This is a genomic window from Dyella sp. SYSU CM1112, assembly GCF_058216415.1.
The window spans coordinates 64034-84678 of sequence record NZ_JBZEGI010000002.1; the positions used below are offsets into that span (position 1 = coordinate 64034).

A 20645-nucleotide genomic window follows, 5' to 3' on the forward strand; every position below is an offset into this window, starting at 1 on the left:
GAAGGTGTCCTCTAAGGCATGCTGACTTGCCCTTCTTCCGCCGAAGCACGGTGGGTTCGTATCAAGAAGCCGCCTAGCAATGCACCCAATATTGCGAAGCAAGTACCCACCAGAAAGGCCCATTGATAGCCACCGGTCAGTGCAAGACCCCGTACGTAACCAAGGGCGGTGAGGCTCTGTGTCCGCCACGATGCAAGGCTTGCAAGCACAGCTAAGCCGAGCGCGCCGCCCATCATGAAAGCAGTGTTCATGACGCCGGACGCCAGACCCGATTCCGAAGGCCCCACATCGCTCATCGCCGCCAACAACACAGGGTTGAAGGCGATTCCCGCGCCCACGCCAAGCAACAGCATGCCCGGCAAGATGTCAGGCAAGAAATGACCGTTCTCCGGTGCATACGAGAAAAGCCACAAGCCCGCTGCCGCAAAGGCCAAGCCCGCCGCCAGCGGACGACGGATACCAAACCGCATGACCAGCTTCGCCGACAAGCCCAACGAGAACACGGCCATGATCACATTGGCAGGCATGAATGCCAGCCCGACTTCCATCGGGCCGTAGCCCAAGACCAGTTGCATGTATAACGCCGACAGAAAAAACCACGCAAACATCGCTGCCGCCCACAGCACGCCGACGATATTGGCGATGACCAGATTGCGAAGGCGAAACAGACGCAATGGCATCAGCGGCATAGGGACGCGCGCTTCCAGCAGCAGGAATACCGCCAACAACGCGGCGGCCAAGGCCAACTGCATCAGCGTGCGCATCGATGTCCAGCCCATCTGGTTGCCATTGACGATCGCGTACACGGCCAGCATCAGCGCAGCGGTTACGGTTATCGCGCCCCATGCATCGAGATGCCGTGTTACGGCGTTGCCCGAGGAAGCCGGTAACAAGCGCAACGAAGCCACGACGACACCCACGCCAATAGGCAGATTGACCAGGAATACCCAATGCCAGCTCAGGCTGCTGGTCAATACGCCACCCAGCATGGCGCCGACACTGCCGCCGCCGGCGCACACAAAACCATAAACGCCCATGGCTTTGGCACGATCCTGCGCATCGCTGAACAGATCCATGATCAGGGACAGCGCCACCGCTGTCACGACAGCACCACCCAACCCTTGCACGCTGCGTGCCGCTATCAAAGCCACCTGTGACGTCGACAACCCACATGCAAGCGAAGCAAGTGTAAAAACAACAATGCCGAGCAAAAACAAACGGCGATGCCCATAGAGGTCGCCCAAGCGGCCTCCCAGCAACAAAAAGCCTCCGTAGGTAAGCATGTACGCATTCACCACCCACGCAAGCGTGGTATCGCCGAATGCCAGATCGGTCTTGATGGACGGCAGCGCGACATTAACGATCGTGGTATCCAACACGATCATCAGCACGCCCAGGCACAACACGATCAAGGCCAGCCACCGGCGGTCCGGATGCATCGAAACCGGCTGAGCATGAGGGCGGGAAAGTTCGGTCATTACAGTTCCTGGCAATCTCGGAGAATGAAGTCTTCTTAGCACGTCGAATGAAACCGCCGGCTATCGACAATCCGCTTGAGCGGATTTGCAGAAATCGCATGTGCGTGAAGCACGACAGGGAATCGCCCAACATCCGGCAGTTTCGCGCAAGACCAGTTGATGTAATAGGCTGAACGTGTCTTCTACCGATTTGCGCTCCATGGTGCCCTAGCACCACATTTGTTGGCATACCGGGCAATCGAATCATAGTATTCCATACCGCCACGGGCGTTCAGCATGGGTGTGCTGCGCCGCTAAGAATGCCCGATTAACTCCGGTCCGTTGTTCCGGTAAAGCCAGGGTCCGTGTCTTCGCTTGCTGAGAACGTCACCGGAGCCCGGCTTGATCAGGTAGAAATCCCGCAATGCATGGGGCCGCGAGCCATCGCGGCTCATTACCTTTACGGGTCTACTGAACGTCGAACAGACATCGACGCGTGTTCTTTACGACAACATCGTCATCCCGACAGGTGAAATGTCTTAGATTGCGTTCGCTGCACTCGCTTTCACAATCATCTGAAGTAAAAAATGCTTGGCAGCCACAGCGTCGCGTCCATGTCGCGACCCTGATTTCTCCAACGCGCACCGTCTACGCCGCGCGTCATCCATCGCTATAGGGAGCTCATGCATGTCCGTGACACAGGACGTCGTCCGTGCGTCATCCACACGCTTTGTATTGATCAATGCGGCCCAGGTGCACGCCTCGTATTGGGACGATCTCCAGCCGCTACCTCTCGTTCCGGAAGCACATCGGAGCCAGGCCGCATTCCTTCCGGTGCTGGTCGACTGTCATGCGATCGACGACGCACAGCGCAAACGGTTGCAGGAACGCATGCGTGCCTGGGAACGCGAGACGGATACGCCCTATGCCCTGGCCTGGCTAAATGGATCGGCATCGGCATCGACCGTTCGCACGCACCTCATACGGCGCATGAGCGTTCGCCGTCCCGATGGTCGCGAGGATGTCTTGCGCTATTACGACCCCTGGGTGTTCCGACATCTTCGTGGCTGGCTGCTCACGTCGGATCAAATGGACAGCCTGCTGGGTCCTGTCGACACCTGGCACTGGCGCGAGCCCGATGGCACCTGGCGTGTGTACACACGCCAGTGCGAGATGCCCAGCCTGCGTCCGCTGCGCTTGACGCCGCAGCAATGGCCATCGCTGCAACGCATGGCTGAACTTCACCTCGCACTCACCACCCTCGCGCGCACCGATCCCATGCTGGCCTGGTCATGGCAAACGGCCCAGCAGATCGACGTGCTGCTCGGTGACGCCAGGCTTCGTTACCGCATGGACGATCGTGCTGACCGGCTTCTGTATGCCCTCCAAGCGGTGCGCTTTCATCCGGCGATCCATCGCCATCCCCGTTTGCAGCATCGCCTCGGTCGGCTTGGTGACGACGGTCTGACCTACGTCGAGTCGTGCGCCGATCTGGATGACACACGCATGCAGCAGTTCGTGTGCGAACTCGAAAGCATGAAGACGACCTCTCGATGACTTCCGCTTCCTCACTCCCCACCTGCGCCCTCTGCGACAAGCAGGGCCTGCCCATCCTGCCAGTGCGCTACGCCATCGCGCGCACGGACCTGGGCGATGCCCCGTCCCTGCCTCCCTCCTTCGGCGCGGGCGTGACCGACATCGCGCTGCCCGCCGACCTCGCCAGGTACACCTTGCGCACGCTGCGCCCGGGTTATCTCTACGTGTACGACGAACATCGCCACGAATGGCGCGGCTACGTCGTCAACAGCCAGAGCTATCTATGGGAATTCGATATCCACGCCAAGGCCCCGCCGGCGGTGAACAACCATGTGACCTTCAATGCCGCCTGTCGTGGCAAGAGCGATCCCTACCTCGCGCGCTGCATCACCGTCAAAAGCGCCAAGCGCGCCACCCAGGTGTGGCTGGCTTTCAGTGATGTGGCATGGACAGCGGCGGTGCTGGCCAGGCACGCCTCGGCCGACTACCGCCAGGCGCACATGCAGTGCATCGACATCGCCGCCTGGCGTAACGGCGGCAGGCAGCGGCATGTCGCCGCCTTCGACGCACTCGGACAGGTGGCCGAATTCGCCGCCGATGGAGCCACGCTCTATCGGGAAACACGCGCCTATCTGACGTCCTTCTTTCCCGCCCCGTTCAAGACGCCCGAAGACATCACCGGGATCGCGCCCGAAGCCAGGGCGGCGCTGAAGACGCTTTCGCCGATGCTGCGGGATCTGCTCGTGGGCGCCACCGGCACACCGGTCACCGAGGGACCGGCGGTCACCGCCGCCTGGGCGTTTTCGCCACAGCGGCTGCACCTGGCGCGCGAGGAAACCGACGCGTTCACCGGCTGGGCGTACCGTGCCGCCAAACCCTGGCGCCCCGCCATCGTCGGCGTGCTGGATGCGGCAGGTATGGCGATGGAACTCAATGGGCTGGCCCTCCAGCGTGGTATCGAATTTCTGGAGAGGCCGGAGTGGGCATGGCAGTTCGACACAGTGAGCGCCATCGACGCCCTCCACAACGCGGTGCTCAACGGCGCCGTGGCCAAAGCAAGTCAGTCCAAGGAAGATCACGCCGCCTGGCTAAGACCCTTCGTACCCAACCCGGCCATTCGCGACGCCGGCCACCTCGAAGGGATGAGCCGCAACATCGAGCAGGCCGGCCTATTGTCGCCGGACGAGAAGAACGCGCTGGACATCGAGGCGTGGCCCAAATATCAGGCCATGCTCGACAACGACGCATGGTCGCGCTTCAAAAGCCGTTATCCCATCGATCTGCAAACGCTCGATCAAACCACCATCGCCCCGCTCGATCGCGTCTACGTGAGCTGGCTCAAGAGCGATGCGTTCACCCGGCACTTCACCCACAACTTCGATCCGGCCGATGCCAACAACGGCGCGATCTATCAGCGGGTGGTGCATGACTGCATCGTGCATGCGAGTGGACGCCGCGGCGCCTCGGCGTACTTCAAGCAGTGCCTGGACCACGATCCCACGCAACCGACTGAGATCATCCTGCGTGCGCTGATCTTCAACCAGCAACAGCTGGCCACCCAGTGGACCCAGGCCGCCAGCGAGAAGGGCATCCGCACGGACGTCTCCTGGATGGAGGTGGGCGAGAAGTTTTACGACGCCGTGCGCGACACGTTCGTCAACAGCAGTCTGGGCGAAGACATCCGCGGTCCGTTATCCAATCTCTGCAAGCTGCTTTATCAGCTTGGCGGTCCGCTCACCCGTCAACTGGGCGAGGCGCTCAACCAGGTCGCCGACCTGGGCGCCGCCAAGCTGCCCGAGCGCCGGATGATCACCTTGATGATGGGCGTGCTGCGGGCCGACCACCCGGATTGGGTGCTGCTGGATACCCGCAGCGAGCTCTCCCCGCGCCAGGCGGCCAAGGCGCTGTCACGGGCCATCGATGCGGTCGCCGGCGGCGGCGCGCAGAACCTCTACAAGAGCGCTGAGACGCTGATCCGGAACGACGCGGATTCGCAGCACCGGGCGCGTGGTCTGTTTCTGATCGACCCCGCCGAATACCAGGCCATGCGCGACGCCCGCAACGTGGCGAAGCTGGGCGCCGTGCACGTGGTGGCGGAGGAGTACGAGGAACTGCTGGCGCACACCACCCGCAGGATGCTCAACGCGGAGGTCAAAGCCTGCACGATCGGCATGCTGTTCAGCGCCTTCTCCGTGTATGCCTCGTATCGGGAACTGGTGGCGTCCGACGACAAGACCATCAAGGGCATGAGGTTCGGCGCCAGCGTCACGACCTTCCTGGGCGATTCGATGGAAACCAGCGGACGCCTGCTGGAGAACGCCCCGTGGGCGGAGTCGATGATCCAGAGAGTGATTGCCAGGAGGGGATTTGAGGTTGAAGTCAGCGCGGCGAAGCTGGTGAAGATGGGCAAGTGGCTGGGCGCCATTGGCGGGATGGTTGGTGCAGCCGCAGACATGTGGGAGGGCGTTGAAGACTATAAATTCAATAAAGCATATGGCTACGGAATGACTGTTTTCGGATTAGCGGAATTCGTTGCTGCCGCCATGATCTTCAGTGAAGCGGCTGCGGTAGCCGGGGTTGGATTTCCGCTAAGCCTACTCATCGCTGTCGCGACATGCTGCGTTCAGTACTACGAACCCAACGAGATCCAGCGATGGATGGCCCGGAGCAAGTTCGGGAAGCTCCCCAAAGACGAGCAATATCGTTACCTGATCGATCAGCAAGCGGCCTTGACGAAACTGGCCCAAGGATAAGTACATGGAGAGTGGCTTCTATTATCCCTTCGATACGCCCAGGCACATCGACGCCGGCAAGCGTGAAGTCTGGGCGTTATCTCGCAAGTTGAAGCAGCTTGGCGCGATCGATCCGAGTGACCGCGGGTGCGTTATTCGTTTCAACTCGACTTACCTCGACATGATCGACCGGTGGTATACGGTTCGGGGAGGGGTGCGGAGTGCCATGTTGCTATTGATGTCTCCGCTTGCTGTTGTTTTTACCTTGATCGGGTTTTACTTCACCATCATAGCGTCTAGAGGAGGAGTCCCCCTCTGGGAGCTCTTTATTGGCGTGCTTGTCGTTCTCGCCCTACCTGTCGTCTTCATTAGGATTGCCAAGCCCATCCTCGGGCGCGAGTTCTTCGGTTACACCCACTACCCGATTCGCTTCAACCGCAAGACGCGCATGATCCATGTGTTCCGGCACCACGGTCCGGGCGGTGTGCTGTCAGTACCGTGGGACGAGGTGTTTTTTCATATCGGGCAAGGCACGCAAGATCGCGACTGCTTCGATCTGCGCGGCCACGTGATGGACGGCGATACCGTGCTGGATACCTTCGCCGTGGGTGACTTCTCCAATAGGGAGGCATCGATCCGGCAAGGCTGGAAATTCCTGGTGCTTTACATGGAGCAGGGGCCGCAGGCGCTTCGCACGGATACGGTGATGATGACATCCACCAGCAAGTGCTGGCGTAATTGCTTCTTTTGGTCGCGTATTTTTTGTAGTGTCTTTATCCCCGTTCCTATCATCAAATGGGGATTCCTCGCGCTGGTCGTCGGCGCACGCTGGCTCATCATGCAAACCTGCAAGGATCCGGTATGGCCACCCGAGATCGAAGCCGAGTCGGTGATTGAACCCGATGATCCCTATCGGCTGCCTGAGCCACGATTCACCGGCGATCTTACTGCCGGGGCTCCAAACGTCTGGACCGCGTTGCAAGCGCGCGCGCTGCATGATTCGAAAAAGCATGGAAGGTGACGGAGTGACATCCGTCTCACGAAAGGTCCTGACTATGGAAAGTGGCTTCTATTATCCCTTCGATACACCCAAGCAGATTGACGCCGGCAAGCGTGAAGTGTGGGCATTATCTCGCAAGCTGAAGCAGCTGGCTGGGATCGAGCCGAGTGATCGCTTGAGCGTTATCCATTTCAACTCAACTTACGTCGACATGATCGACCGGTGGTAAGCACCGAACTGCCAGTTTTGTACGAATCCCCTGCCGGTCCTCTATCTTGCTGCGACGCCATTTGACATCGTCAATTTAGATCGATCAAATTCGTGGACTTCCGGTACCGTCCAGGGTACCCGCACAATCTTGCAGGGGGTGGCAGATGCCAGGTTTCACCGTTCGCTCTTCCCAGCGGAAGCTGGCCTTCCTCGTGCTGGCGCTGTTCTCGACCGTCGCCTGTGCCGATCAGGACAAGCCATTTTTCCGGTCCTTTGAAGCGGGCGAACCGACGCCCATCGCCAGTCCTGCCCAGGCGCCCTTTCATGTGCAGGTCGATGGCGGTCCCTCCAAACAGGACGCCTATAGCGCCAAGCCAGGCGTCGGCTTTACCGGCCTGCACGCCCTGCGTTACCAGGGAGCAATCGGCGGCAAACAAGAAGCGGCCTTGTTCGATGTCGACCTGCCTGTGCACACCGATACGCAGCTCTCTTATCTGCTGTTTCCTTGTATTGCGCAAAACGATCTCGCCGATCCGTCGACTTACGTCGCCGTCGACCTGGTTTTCGACGATGGCACGCGCCTTTCGCAGATGCATGTCGCCGATCAATACCGGATACCCGCCACGGCACATGCCCTCGGCATCAGTCGCACCGTCTACGTCAATCAGTGGAACCGGCTTGTCATCGATGTCGGCAAAGTAGCTGCTGGGCGGCATATCCGCCGCATCGTGCTTATCCATGATGGCCCCGCCGGACACATCGAAGGTTTTCTGGACGACCTGCGCATCGGTCCCGCTCCCGTTTTGGTGAAGGACAACCATCCCAGCGATGACGTCGACACCTTGCGCGGCACTAATTCCAGTAGCGCATTTTCCCGTGGCAACAACATCCCGGCCGTGACGCTTCCGCATGGCTTCAACTTCTGGACGCCTGTTACCGATGCGGGTTCGGACTGGATGTACCAATACCAGCAACGCAATGATGCCCATAACCGTCCGCGCATCGAGGCGTTTTCACTATCGCACGAACCCAGCCCATGGATGGGTGACCGGCAGACGTTCCAGATGATGCCCGCAGCAGTAGCCAGTGGCGCCCCAAGTGCAAACCGCGAAGCGCGTGCCTTGAGTTTCAGCCATGCGAACGAAATCGCACACGCGCACTACTACAGGGTGAAGTTCGACAACGGCATCGTGGGTGAAATCACACCGACCGATCACGCGGCAATGTTCCGCTTCACGTTTCCCGGCCGGCGCGGCCAGCTGATCTTTGACAACCGCACTGACCAGGGTGGTATCACCCTGGATCCTGCACATCAAAGCTTCAGTGGCTATTCCGATGTCAAGAGCAGCTTGTCCACCGGCGCAACACGCCTTTTCTTCTATGCCACCGTGGACCATCCGGTAAGCGAGAGCGGCCGCCTCACCGGCGAAGGACGCGATCACGTCACCGCATGGCTCGGCTTCGATACGTCGAAAGTCAAAACCGTGAATGTGCGTATGGCGATGTCGCTGATCAGCGTGGATCAGGCCCGCCACAATCTGGAATTGGAAATCGGTCCGCAGGAAAGCTTCGATCAAGTACGCGATCAGGCACAGAAGATCTGGGACAAGCAGCTTGGCATTGTCAGCGTGCAAGGCGCCAGCCACAGCGAACTCGTCACGCTGTATTCCAATCTTTACCGCCTGCTGATGTATCCCAATTCGGCCTATGAAAACACCGGCACGGCGAATCATCCCATCTACCAATACGCCAGTCCGTTCTCGCCAGCAGTGGGCGCCAATACACCCACACACACCGGCGCGCGCATCGTCGATGGCAAGGTCTATGTCAACAACGGATTCTGGGATACCTACCGCACCACCTGGCCGGCCTATACCCTGCTGATGCCGCATCAAGCCGGCGAGATGATCGACGGCTTCGTGCAGGAATATCGTGATGCCGGCTGGATCGCACGCTGGTCATCGCCCGGTTATGCCGACCTGATGGTGGGCACCAGCGCCGACGTCGCCTTTGCCGACGCGTGGCTGAAAGGCGTGCACAATTTCGATGTCCGATCCTTCTACCAAGCCGCGCTGAAAGACGCCACGGTGGTCAGCCCACTTTCCGGCACCGGCCGCAAAGGCTTGCAGCGTTCGATTTTCAACGGCTATACCGATTTTGGCGTCGACGAAGGACTCTCGTGGTCGATGGACGGCTATATCGCTGACTTCGCACTCGGCAACCTGGCCGAGGCGTTGGCCCAGCAACACGACGCGCACGATCCCTATCAGCCCTATTACGCAACGGATGCCGAATATTTCCACAACCGTGCAGCCGATTACGTAAACCTGTTCGATGCAGATGTCGGCTTCTTCGTAGGCCGCGATGCACAGGGACACTGGCGCTACACGAAACAGAACTTCGATCCGCTGCGCTGGGGCGACGATTACACCGAAACCAACGCCTGGAACATGGCTTTCCACGCACCGCAGGATGGCGCCGGCCTCGCTGCGCTGTACGGTGGGCGCGCAGCCCTGGCGGCCAAGCTCGATCAGCTTTTCGCCACCCCCGGTGTGTATCACGTCGGTGGCTATGGCGGTGTGATCCACGAAATGCGCGAAGCCCAGGCCGTGCGCATGGGTCAATACGGGCATAGCAACCAGCCCTCGCATCACATCATTTACATGTATGACTATGCTGGCGAACCCTGGAAAACCCAGGACAAAGTTCGCGACGTGCTAGCGCGCCTGTATATCGGCAGCGACATCGGCCAAGGCTATCTGGGCGATGAAGACAACGGCGAGATGTCGGGCTGGTGGCTGTTTAGCGCTGCCGGTTTCTATCCGCTGCGGGTCGGCACACCGTCCTACGTGATCGGTGCGCCCTATTTCCCGCACATGGATATCACCTTGGAAAACGGCAAGCACATCGTCATCAATGCACGCGGTGTCAGCGATACCCATCGCTATGTGCAAAGCCTGCGCGTGAATGGGCACCCATGGACCAAACTCACGCTGCCGCACGAGCTGCTTGCGCGGGGCGCTACGCTCGATTTCACCATGGGACCCAGACCCTCCACCTGGGGCAGCGACGAGCAAGCATTACCGCCATCGCTTACGCCGCATGGCAAACCCGATCCGATCAGCGATCTTGTCGGCGCCGGCCAAGGCGAACCCGGCAGCGAGCCGGCCATGTCCGATCTCGGCAAATTGTTCGATCACACCAGCGATACCGAAGCGGTGCTACCCGGTTCGCATCCCATAGTGAGCTGGCACTTCCCGCAGGCGCGGGTGGTGTCGATGTACTCCCTCACCTCGGCTGCGCACGCTCAAGCTCCCGCGGACTGGCAGCTTGAAGCCTCCGACGACGGACAGCACTGGGTGAGTCTGGATACGCGCAAGGCACAACATTTTCCGTGGGCTCGCCAGACTCGCGCCTTCGCGGTACGAAAGCCGGCAGCGCACACCTATTACCGGCTGCGCTTTGACACTCCCCAGCCCAGCGCCTTGGCTGAAATCGCATTGCTGGGTCACTGATCCGCCCGGCGTCCCTCTCCGCTTCGGCGGTGAGGGACATAGTCCAAAAGTCATACTCACAAGTGCGCTGCAGGGGGCTATGGTGGGGAACTCATTTCTACCCGCAGGTGATTGCCATGCAGCGATTTCGATGGATTTTGACGACGGCGGTGCTCGCTGGCGGCACGGCGTTGACGGTTATGCCAAACGCCGGCCATGCCGCCACGACGGCCCAGCCGGACATCGGCATCGATCTCAAGGGCGTCGATCATGCTGTCCGTCCGGGCGACGATTTCTTCCGTTATGCCAATGGCACCTGGCTGAAAACGGCACAGATTCCCGCAGATCGCTCCAGCACCGGTACCTTCCTGCACGTTTACGAACTGGCCGAGAAGCGCACGGCTGACCTGATCCGCCAGATCGCCCAAGGACACGCCGCGCCCGGTTCCAACGAACGCAAGATCGCCGATTACTACGCCGCCTACATGAATGAGGCCGGCATCGCGCAACACGGCCTCGCACCACTCAAGCCACAGCTCGACCGCATCGCGGCCATCAAGACGCGCGACGACCTGGCCAGCGTGCTCGGCAGCAACCTGCGCGCCGACGTCGACCCGATCAATGCTACGAACTTCCATACCGAACATCTCTTCGGTCTGTTCGTCGCGCAAGGACTGGAAGACCCCGCGCACTACATGGCCTATCTGCTGCAAGGCGGCCTCGCCATGCCAAGCCGCGAGTACTACCTGTCAACGGATCCGCACATGGCGGCCTTCCGCGCCAAGTATCAGGCGTATGTCACGTCGCTGTTGAAGCTGGCCGGCACACCCGACGCCGAAGCACAGGCCAAAGCCATCATCACGCTGGAAACCAAGATCGCCAAAGCGCAGGAAAGCCTGGTCGAAAGCCAGGACGTGCATAAGGCGAACAATGTCTGGAGCATGGCCGATTTCGCCAGGAAGGCTCCCGGCCTGAACTGGAATGCCTACTTCAAAGCGGCAGGTCTGAGCGGACAGCCGCACGTCGATGTATGGCAACCTTCCGCCATCACCGGTATCGCCGCGCTGGTCAGCAGCGAACCCCTCGACACCTGGAAAGCACTGCTGCGCTATCACGCGCTGGATCAAGCCGCGCCACTGCTGCCCAAGGCCTATGCCGACCTGAGTTTCGATTTCTATGGCACCACGCTGCAGGGCACGCCCAAACAGCAAGAACGCTGGAAGCGCGCCGTCAGCGCGACCAACACGGATCTTGGCGATGCGGTCGGCCAGCTTTATGTGAAGCGCTATTTCCCTGCTTCATCCAAAGCCATGGTCCAAGACATGGTGAAAAACATCCTCGCCGCCTTCAGCGCGCGTGTCGACACGCTGGCATGGATGACACCTGCCACCCGCGCCAAGGCCAAGGAGAAAATCACCACGCTGCGGGTGAGCGTGGGCTATCCGGAAACCTGGCGCAACTACAGCACGCTGGACATTCGCGCCAACGATCCGCTTGGCAATCACGAACGCGCGCAGATGCTGGAATACCAGCACCAGCTCGCCAAGCTCAGCCAACCGGTGGACCGCGGCGAATGGTGGATGACACCGCAGACCGTCAACGCCGTGAACCTGCCGCTGCAGAATGCACTGAACTTCCCAGCCGCCATCCTGCAGCCGCCGTTCTTCGATCCGCATGCGGATGCGGCTGCCAACTATGGTGCGATCGGCGCCATCATCGGCCATGAAATCAGTCATAGCTTCGACAATACCGGCGCCGATTTCGATGCGCAGGGCAAGATGGAAAACTGGTGGACACCACAAGATGCCGCCCACTTCGAGGCAGCAACGCAGAAACTGGTCCAGCAATTCAATCAATACGAACCGCTGCCCGGGCTGCACGTCAACGGTCAACAGACCCTGGGCGAAAATATTGCCGACGTATCGGGCCTGACGGTGGCTTATGCGGCTTATCACACATCGCTGCACGGCAAGCCCGCGCCGGTGATCGACGGCCTCACCGGCGACCAGCGGTTCTTCCTGGCGTTCGGTCAAGCCTGGCGCTCCAAGATCCGCGACGCGGCCTTGCGCCAACGCCTTGCCACAGACGTGCACGCACCGGCCGAATTTCGTGCCGAGACTGTGCGCAACATCGATGGCTGGTATGACGCCTTCAAGGTAAAACCCGGCGAAAAGCTCTACCTGGCGCCGGATCAGCGCGTGAAGATCTGGTAATGCTGCTTACGCTGGGGCCGCTTCATGCGGCCCCAGTTCGTTCCGCTCGCTCGATTCAATCGAAACCGCCAACATGCCATCACCCAGCGCTCCCGGGTGAACATGAACATGTGCGTGCGGCACTTCCTGATTGGCGCCGGCCCCGGCCGAATGCCAGATACTCAAGCCATCGTTTGGAAAGGCCTGCTGCATAGCACGCGATACACGCGGCTCGGCGGACATCACGCCGTGCAGTGTCCTTTCATCCATGTCCCGAATATCGTGGACCGACGTACACGCCTTCGCTCTTCCTTGTCTGGCGCGCAACTCGCTCCCAGCGCGAGCTACGCCAGTAGTGTAAAAGGCCCTACCACATGACCATGATGAAACTGCCGTACATCCACGAAGTTCATGGTCGAGGCATCTTCTGCAACGATACTGGCGGGCGACTTTCCTGCCGCAATCGCACAGAAAATGCAGGTCTCGCTCATGAGACCCCGAGGCCACCGATACCGACGAGCGCGTTGCTTTCAAAGCCGGCCATTTCCGCGAAGCGCTTGCCGCGCTCGGCGTAGTCATGAAACTGGTCGAAGCTGGGCGCGCCCGGCGATAGCAGGACGATGCCACCTTCTGGCGTCACGGTGCATGCCATCTCGACGGCATCAGCAAGTTGATCGACGTCGCCTAGCGGTACCTCGCTTTTCGCTGCGCGCAGCGCTGCGGCGATACGCGGTCCATTAGCTCCCTGGGTAATGATGCGCAACGATTTGCTTGCGGCCACGGCCTCGACGAACGGCGACCAGTCCAGGCCACGGTCGTGACCACCGACGATCACCGTGACTTCGCAGCCATGCAGGCTCTCGAGCGCGGCCAAGGTGGCCTGCGGTGTAGTGCTGATCGAATCGTTGATCCACTGCAGGCCATGCCGCTGACCCAGCGGCTGCAGACGATGCGGCAACGGCTGAAATTCACCCAGGCTTGCCGCGGCAGCAAGCGCATCGAAACCCAAGATGTCCAACGCGGCCAATGCGGCACAGGCGTTCAACGCGTTGTGCAAACCTGGAACCGGCAACTTATCCAGCGCAAACACAGCTGATTCGCCATGCCGGATAAAACCATCCGCCACATGCCAGCCATCCTTTTGTCCGAATAGAACGCGTTGCGCATGTTCGGCCGTCTTCGCGAGCAAGGAAGGCTGCAGCGCGTTTACCAGCAACTGCCGCGACACATCGGCGAGCTTCAACTTGTCCGACACATAGCGCTCGGGAGAACCGTGCCAGTCCAGATGCTCTTCATACAAGCTGGTGATGATGCCCAACTCTGCCGGACCGGCTTCGCTGGTCTGGAAGCTGGATAACTCGACCGCCCACACCTCGGCTTGCTGGTCGAGCAATTCAAGCAGCGGCAAGCCGATATTGCCGGCCAGCGCAGTACGAATACCTAGCGCCCTGGCGAGGTGCGCGATCAAGGCTGTGGTCGTGCTCTTGCCCTTGGTGCCGGTAACCGCCACCACACGCGCTGCAGGATTTTCCGCAAACCACAGCGCCGTGCCGGACGTGAAGCCCGTGCCTTGCGCATGTGCTGTTGTCACCGCCGGCTTGTAGACCGAGATACCCGGCGACTTCACCACCACGTCGTAGGCGCTCAGTGCTACCGCATCCGGTTCATGCGCGTACACACGGAGCGATGGATCGAGTGCCTGCGCATCTGCGGCTTCTGCTTCGTTGCAGTAAAGCGCGAGAGGCAACTCAGGTAAACGACGACGAATGGCGCGAATCGCAGCGCGGCCTTCACGGCCGAATCCCCACACTGCGACACGTTGCCCGGCAAGTTCCGCGATACGCATGTCAGCTGATCGCCGCGAGGGCCGCTTGCAGGCGAGCCGGCACGCGATGCTCGCTGGAGGGCTGCAGCCAAGGCGCCAAGGCAAGCAGCAACACGTCAAGCTGCGGGAGGATTTCCGTGCGAAAACGCGCCACCAGCGCATCCTCTTGCCACTCGGGCCGCTGGCTCAGCACATACATGGCCGCACGCGCCTCGGCTCCTTCGCCTACGCATTCGAACGGCTTGTGATCGTGATACTCAAGCAAGGCATCGAAGCCGGCAGCCTGCGTTTCGTCATCCAGCAGGTTGCGTCCGAAGATGGCAAGCAAGCGTGGTTTGGGCAGGAACGGCGCCAATGCCAGAAATACGAAATGACATTTCGGGCATTGGCCGCACCAACGATCCACCGGCTTAGGCCCCAGGATCTTGAAGTTGCGGTTGCAGCTGGAAAACACGTCGAAATACGGCGTGAGCCTGGCAAAGGAACGCGTAATCGCCAGTTCTGAAAAAGGGCGCAGCAACGAACAGTAATCAAGATCGGCGGCAACATGCGTATGCAGCCAGTCACTGAGCAATTGCTCAAATGCGTAGCCTTTGCTCCATTGATGATTCACTTGCTGGCCTTCGTATTCCAGCGTTGCCGCGGAAGCGGAACGCTCGTTGGCGAAGGCAATGCTGTCATGGCCATACAGAATGGCTGCGACAGCAAGAATTGCCGAATTTACTGCCGTCACCGGAATATGTCCGTTCCACGCGCCCAGGCGATTCAACTCGAACAGGCCGGGCGCAAGTTCGCGCTGGATGTTCAGCGTGGGAAGGCCGGTGCGTTCGGCACATGCCGCGATCAAGGGTGAATTACCGACCCATACGGCCGTGGCCTCACCACCGATCTGTTTGATGGCTTCGACGGCGACCAGCGAATCCTTGCCACCGCCAATGGGAACAAGGGTGCGCTTGGGTAAATGCAAGGTCGCGGCTTCGATTTTCCCGGGCGGCTCGCCAGAACGTGGGAACGCGATCCGCCCGCGCAAATCCAATCCATTGCGATAAGCGAATTCCGCCAGCCCGTGCAAATACAAGGCATCAAGCAAGTTGGCGGTAGCGTCGTCAAGCGGTCCATCGGCCACTTCGATCTTCGGCGGAACACCTGCCTTGTAATAGCTGATACCCGCGATGTAGTGCAGTAGCGCCAGCGCTGCATCGAAAGCCTTGCGGCGTGACGGTGCAATCGGCGGTGCAGCCGGGAACCGCACGCGCTCGATCAACTCCTCGCCCTGGTCGAAAGCATAGACCAGCTCGGCCACGCCATCGGCATAGCTGCGGCGCACGAAGCGGAATACCTGGGTCAGGCGCGGTTGGATCGGTTGAGTCACTCAAAAAACTCCGGATAGGTCTTCTAACTGCTTCGCGAGGCAGCCCCCTCACTCTAATCCTCTCCCTAGGGGGAGAGCGTGCCAGGTCGGCGACATCGAGAATCCGCCTCAGTCTCTACCCCCCTCTCCCTTTGAGAGGGGGCGACGTGTCGAGAAACATGGCCTCTTTCACGCCAAGATAGAGACGTGAAGTCAATCAAGAATGATTTCTTCCGCCTCGTCCCGCAGATTGTAAGGCGAGGACATGACCTTGCCGTAAGCGCCGGCCTGGGCGATCAGCATGACGTCACCTTCCTGCGCCTCCGGCAGGCGGCGATCGGAGCCGATCACATCACCGCTTTCGCAGATGGGACCGACTACCTGGTAAAGCGCTGTCGCGGTCTTATCCAGTCGCGTAAGGTTCACGATTTCGTGCCACGCATCGTAAAGCGCAGGACGGATCAGGCTGTTCATGCCGGTATCCACGCCGAGATAACGCCATGAGCCCTTGCCTTTCTGCTGCGTCACGCGCGTGATCAGCACACCGGCATCCGCCACCAGATAGCGGCCGGGCTCCATCCACAGTTTGTAGTGCGGGTAAGCCGACTTGACCTTGCGCAGTACTTCTTCCAGCGCTGCGATGTCGAGCCGCGCCTCGCCGGGATGCGAAGGCACGCCAAGCCCACCGCCGATATCGAGAAAAGCAACACTGCCAATGCGCTCGGCAAGGCTTGCGAGCTGGCTATAGACCTCGCCCCAATGTTTGTCATCCAGAATGCCCGAACCCAGATGCGCATGCAGGCCGCGCACTATCACACCATGTGTGTCAGCAAGGCGCAGGAAGGCATCGATCTGGTCCACCGGCAAGCCGAACTTGCTTCCGCTGCCGCCGGTGCGCACCTTTTCGTGATGACCCAGACCACGGCCAAGATCCACGCGCAACACGATTTCACGCCCGCGGAATACTTCACCCCAATACTCCAGTGGATAGAGCGAATCGAGTGACACCGTGGCGCGCGTGGTCAAGGCCCACTCATAATCGGCGCGTGGCGCGAAGTTAGGCGTGAACAACAAAGGCGCTGATTCAGGCACCGCCGCCATCACCGCCTTCAACTCGCCGGGCGACACGCATTCGAAACCAAACCCCTCTTCGGCAAGCGCACGCAAAATGGCCGGATGCGTATTGGCTTTGACCGCGTAATGCAGGCGATCCACCGCTGCCAGCGTTTTCAGTTCACGCGCCTGTTTGCGCACGGTTGGCAGATGGTAGACATAGCGCGGCGTAGCCTCGGCGCCCAGCGCAAGCAGGCGCTCGCGGCAGTCGGTGCGCCACCATGCATCGCTGGCGGCAACAGTGTCGCCGCTGCCGTAAAGGCTCTGCCAGCTTGGGCCGAACAGCGCACTGTCGTCGGTACGCAGCGCACCGGCGGCGACAAGCATCTCATGCAAGCGCGGCACCAGTTCATCGACCACGCTCTCATCCACCACAAAAGTGAGGTTGAGGTTGTTGGACGACTGCGAAATCAAGTGCACGCGCAACTGGCCGAATTCCGCCAGCACGCTGGACAAGGTGTGCAGCATGGAACGCATGCCACGCCCCACCAGGGTGATGGCCGCACACGGCGCAATGACCTTGACGCGACACACTTTGGCCAGGTCACTGGCGAGCGCGGCGATAGCATCGGAGTCGAGCAGGTTCTCGGTGGGATCGAGCGACACGGTCACGTTGGTTTCCGCTGAACCGATCAGATCCACCGACAAGCCATGCTGCTTGAACTGGGTGAACACATCGGCGAGAAAGCCGACCTGTTGCCACATGCCGACCGATTCCATCGATACCAGCGTAATGCCCTTGCGCGCACTGATCGCCTTGACGCTGGGTGCATGCTCGCGCACTTCCGGACCGATCACGGTGCCGTCCAGATCCGGACGGTTGGTGTCCTTGATCAGCATCGGCACGCGCGGCTCACGCAGCGGCGACAAGCAACGGGGATGCAACACTTTGGCACCGGTGGAGGCGATTTCCTGGGCCTCTTCGTAATCCAGCTTTTGCAACAATCGCGCGCCGGGCACCTGACGTGGATTGGCAGTGAACATGCCGGCCACGTCGGTCCAGATTTCCACGCGCTGCGCTTTCAGCAAAGCGCCGAAGTACGATGCTGAGGTATCGGAACCACCACGACCGAGCAACACCGTGCGGCCTTGCGACTCGCGCGCAATGAAGCCTTGCGTGATGAACGCCTCGCCAAGTTGTGCAAGACGTGTGTTCAAGCCCGGATCGGGGCGCGCCTCGACCATCGCGGAAAGCAGTTTCGTGCGCTCGTTTTGGTTGGGCAACGCTACGGCTGCGAGACAATCGCGCGCATCCACCCATTGCGTCGACAAACCGCTATGCGTAAGAAACGCCGCGCCGAGCGCGCTGGACATGAGTTCGCCATGTGCCTGCACCAGCGCGGACCATGCCAGTTCGCCCATGGCCAGCGGCCCTTCTGCCGCGAGCTGCGCCAGATCGTGCAACCGCGTAGCCAGGGTATCCGGAACAGTCAGCTGCATGTGATCGAGCAAATCGTAATGCCGCTGCGCAATCGCTTTCGCATCCTCAATGCGTTTGCCTTTGTCTTCCTGGGCGCACAAGTGTTTGAGTGCGTCGGTGATGCCGGTCAGTGCGGACACGACCACCAGCACGCGAGCGCCTTCGGCGCGACGGCTGGCAACGAGTTCGCGAATGTTCTGCCAGCGTGGCAGGGTGGCGACACTGGTGCCGCCAAACTTCATCACGATCCAGGGGGCGCCGATGGAAAGCGGCGCGGAGGCATTCGAGGTCACGGTTTCTTTGTCTAGGGTTGCGGGAAAAGTCAATCCCGCCAGTGTTGCGCCGCATCAGCCGGAATGCAACCAATCGTTGGGCATATCGGTTTGGACGGCTAAATGCCTCCGTGGCCCTGCTCCCTCTCCCCAGCAGGGAGCGGGTCGGATGAAAGGCCACGCATGCCGCGGAGATAAATGGAGGCGCGGCGCTACGAATGTTTAGACATGCCGCAGGCCTCCTTTCCATGGAAGGGAAAGGAAGCCAGAGCGGCGCACGGCGTCATTCGACTAAAACAGGGATCTTGCCGATCCTGGCTTGCCATTCGCGCGGTCCGGTCTTGTGGACCGAGGAGCCGGCTGAATCCACGGCCACAGTCACCGGCATGTCCTGGACCTCGAATTCGTAGATCGCCTCCATGCCAAGATCGGGGAAGCCCACCACGCGCGAGGCCTTGATCGCTTTGGAAACGAGGTAGGCTGCGCCGCCCACGGCCATCAGATAGACCGAACGATGCTTCTTGATGGCCTCAATCGCCGCAGGACCGCGCTCGGCCTTGCCGACCATGCCCAGCATGCCGGTCTGGGCGAGTACCTGTTCGGTGAATTTGTCCATGCGGGTGGCAGTGGTGGGACCGGCTGGGCCGACTACTTCGTCGCGTACCGGATCCACCGGGCCCACGTAGTAGATGAAGCGGCCATGGAAATCGACCGGCAACGGCTCGCCCTTGTTGAGCATATCGACCATGCGCTTGTGCGCGGCGTCGCGCCCTGTCAGCAGCTTGCCGTTGAGCAGCAGCACTTCGCCGGGTTTCCAGCTGGCAACTTCTTCGCGCGTCACCGTATCGAGATTCACGCGACGACCTTTGGAGGCGTCATAAGTGAGCTTCGGCCAATCCTCCAGCGAAGGTGGATCGAGCGCCACCGGACCGGAACCATCCAGGGTGAAATGGGCGTGGCGCGTCGCGGCGCAGTTGGGAATCATCGCCACCGGCAGATTGGCGGCATGCGTCGGATAGTCCTTCACTTTTACGTCCAGCACCGTGGTCAGGCCGCCCAGGCCTTGTGCGCCGATGCCGAGCGCGTTGACCTTTTCGTACAGCTCGATACGCAATTCCTCAGCACGATTGCCGGGGCCGCGAGCGATCAAGTCCTGGATGTCGATCGGTTCCATGAGCGCTTCCTTGGCCAGCAGCATCGCCTTTTCGGCGGTGCCGCCGATGCCGATGCCCAGCATGCCCGGCGGACACCAGCCAGCGCCCATGGTCGGCACGGTCTTCAGCACCCAGTCGACGATCGAGTCGGACGGGTTGAGCATGACGAATTTCGACTTGGCCTCGGAGCCACCACCTTTGGCGGCAACGATCACGTCCACCTTGTCACCGGGGACGATGGAAACATTGATCACTGCAGGCGTGTTGTCACGCGTGTTGGCGCGCTTGCCGGCGGGATCGGCCAGCACGCTGGCGCGCAGTTTGTTGTCGGGATGGTTGTAGGCGCGTCGAACGCCTTCGTTGACCATATCTTCCAGACTCATGCTCGCGTCCCAGCGAACATCCATGCCCACCTTGAGAAAGACCGTCACGATGCCGGTGTCCTGGCACAAGGGACGATGCCCTTCGGCAGCCATGCGCGAGTTGATCAGGATTTGCGCCATCGCATCTTTGGCGGCGGGTGATTCCTCGCGCTCGTATGCCTTGGCGAGGTTGGTGATGTAGTCGACGGGGTGGTAGTAGCTGATGTACTGGAGTGCGTCGGCGACAGACTGGATCAGATCGTCTTGCTTGATGATGGTCATGGCGGCTGCTTTGGCTGGGGAACGGCCCCGGAGCCTTGCACTCGCGGGACACAACCGCCCTATTGTGCCGCAAATTGGCGTGTTGCCTGAAAAGAAGCGCAGGCACAGGCACTTGCTGCGATCCATCGACATGAAAATCGTTCGTACCCTCATGGCGCAGCGGCACTTCCAACTATCCCCGAAAGCGCTATAGGCTCCTTCGAGCGGCGCAGGGTTGGTCCACAGGGGAGACGGACACGCGTCGC

General features: G+C 60.5%; 12 protein-coding genes. 6 read left to right on the forward strand and 6 right to left on the reverse strand.

Going from position 1 to position 20645, the window contains the following annotated elements; all coding sequences use genetic code 11:
• Window positions 1-11: 11 nt before the first annotated feature.
• Window positions 12-1478, reverse strand: coding sequence for an MFS transporter (locus AC4HNJ_RS03480; protein WP_490478138.1), 1467 nt, complete (start codon window positions 1476-1478; stop codon window positions 12-14).
• A 666-nt stretch (window positions 1479-2144) separates the two neighbouring features.
• On the opposite strand from AC4HNJ_RS03480, the gene AC4HNJ_RS03485 reads away from it, so the two are divergent.
• The 6 genes from AC4HNJ_RS03485 (at window position 2145) to AC4HNJ_RS03510 (ending at window position 12642) form a co-directional block, all read left to right on the forward strand.
• Complete coding sequence (locus AC4HNJ_RS03485) at window positions 2145-3014, forward strand: DUF4123 domain-containing protein (protein ID WP_490478139.1); 870 nt, start codon at window positions 2145-2147, stop codon at window positions 3012-3014.
• Window positions 3011-5746, forward strand: a complete 2736-nt coding sequence (locus tag AC4HNJ_RS03490) for a T6SS effector BTH_I2691 family protein (RefSeq protein WP_490478140.1) — start codon at window positions 3011-3013, stop codon at window positions 5744-5746. The genes AC4HNJ_RS03485 and AC4HNJ_RS03490 overlap by 4 nt, the downstream gene beginning before the upstream one ends.
• Before the next feature lie 4 nt (window positions 5747-5750).
• Complete coding sequence (locus tag AC4HNJ_RS03495; protein WP_490478141.1) at window positions 5751-6746, forward strand: DUF6708 domain-containing protein; 996 nt, start codon at window positions 5751-5753, stop codon at window positions 6744-6746.
• 34 nt (window positions 6747-6780) lie between these two features.
• The gene (locus tag AC4HNJ_RS03500; protein ID WP_490478142.1) at window positions 6781-6954 is read left to right on the forward strand and encodes a hypothetical protein; all 174 of its coding nucleotides are present in this window, start codon (window positions 6781-6783) and stop codon (window positions 6952-6954) included.
• 145 nt (window positions 6955-7099) lie between these two features.
• Window positions 7100-10450, forward strand: a complete 3351-nt coding sequence (locus AC4HNJ_RS03505; protein WP_490478143.1) for a GH92 family glycosyl hydrolase — start codon at window positions 7100-7102, stop codon at window positions 10448-10450.
• A gap of 116 nt (window positions 10451-10566) precedes the next feature.
• Window positions 10567-12642 carry a M13 family metallopeptidase gene (locus tag AC4HNJ_RS03510; RefSeq protein ID WP_490478144.1) on the forward strand — a complete coding sequence of 692 codons (2076 nt, stop codon included), beginning with the start codon at window positions 10567-10569 and terminating at the stop codon, window positions 12640-12642.
• A gap of 6 nt (window positions 12643-12648) precedes the next feature.
• Here the strand turns inward: AC4HNJ_RS03510 and AC4HNJ_RS03515 are convergent, their stop codons facing one another.
• From AC4HNJ_RS03515 to AC4HNJ_RS03535, 5 genes are all read right to left on the reverse strand, one after another.
• Window positions 12649-13200: an HIT domain-containing protein gene (locus AC4HNJ_RS03515; protein WP_490478145.1), complete on the reverse strand. Its 552-nt coding sequence runs from the start codon at window positions 13198-13200 to the stop codon at window positions 12649-12651.
• Window positions 13109-14467: a UDP-N-acetylmuramoyl-L-alanine--D-glutamate ligase gene (gene murD, locus AC4HNJ_RS03520; protein ID WP_490478146.1), complete on the reverse strand. Its 1359-nt coding sequence runs from the start codon at window positions 14465-14467 to the stop codon at window positions 13109-13111. Before murD ends, AC4HNJ_RS03515 begins: the two co-directional genes overlap by 92 nt.
• Before the next feature lies 1 nt (window position 14468).
• Window positions 14469-15818 carry a UDP-N-acetyl-alpha-D-muramoyl-L-alanyl-L-glutamate epimerase gene (gene murL, locus AC4HNJ_RS03525; RefSeq protein ID WP_490478147.1) on the reverse strand — a complete coding sequence of 450 codons (1350 nt, stop codon included), beginning with the start codon at window positions 15816-15818 and terminating at the stop codon, window positions 14469-14471.
• Between the two features lie 192 nt (window positions 15819-16010).
• On the reverse strand, window positions 16011-18623 hold the full coding sequence (locus tag AC4HNJ_RS03530) for a bifunctional aspartate kinase/diaminopimelate decarboxylase (RefSeq protein ID WP_490478148.1): 2613 nt from the start codon (window positions 18621-18623) through the stop codon (window positions 16011-16013).
• A gap of 262 nt (window positions 18624-18885) precedes the next feature.
• The gene (locus AC4HNJ_RS03535; protein ID WP_490478149.1) at window positions 18886-20400 is read right to left on the reverse strand and encodes a fumarate hydratase; all 1515 of its coding nucleotides are present in this window, start codon (window positions 20398-20400) and stop codon (window positions 18886-18888) included.
• Between the last annotated feature and the right edge of the window lie 245 nt (window positions 20401-20645).

Bases quoted from the DNA above. Each gene is read 5' to 3' on its own strand.
- AC4HNJ_RS03480 (WP_490478138.1), bottom strand. From the start codon at position 1,478: ATGACCGAACTTTCCCGCCCTCATGCTCAGCCGGTTTCGATGCATCCG.
- AC4HNJ_RS03485 (WP_490478139.1), top strand. From the start codon at position 2,145: ATGTCCGTGACACAGGACGTCGTCCGTGCGTCATCCACACGCTTTGTA.
- AC4HNJ_RS03490 (WP_490478140.1), top strand. From the start codon at position 3,011: ATGACTTCCGCTTCCTCACTCCCCACCTGCGCCCTCTGCGACAAGCAG.
- AC4HNJ_RS03495 (WP_490478141.1), top strand. From the start codon at position 5,751: ATGGAGAGTGGCTTCTATTATCCCTTCGATACGCCCAGGCACATCGAC.
- AC4HNJ_RS03500 (WP_490478142.1), top strand. From the start codon at position 6,781: ATGGAAAGTGGCTTCTATTATCCCTTCGATACACCCAAGCAGATTGAC.
- AC4HNJ_RS03505 (WP_490478143.1), top strand. From the start codon at position 7,100: ATGCCAGGTTTCACCGTTCGCTCTTCCCAGCGGAAGCTGGCCTTCCTC.
- AC4HNJ_RS03510 (WP_490478144.1), top strand. From the start codon at position 10,567: ATGCAGCGATTTCGATGGATTTTGACGACGGCGGTGCTCGCTGGCGGC.
- AC4HNJ_RS03515 (WP_490478145.1), bottom strand. From the start codon at position 13,200: ATGACTACGCCGAGCGCGGCAAGCGCTTCGCGGAAATGGCCGGCTTTG.
- murD (WP_490478146.1), bottom strand. From the start codon at position 14,467: ATGCGTATCGCGGAACTTGCCGGGCAACGTGTCGCAGTGTGGGGATTC.
- AC4HNJ_RS03535 (WP_490478149.1), bottom strand. From the start codon at position 20,400: ATGACCATCATCAAGCAAGACGATCTGATCCAGTCTGTCGCCGACGCA.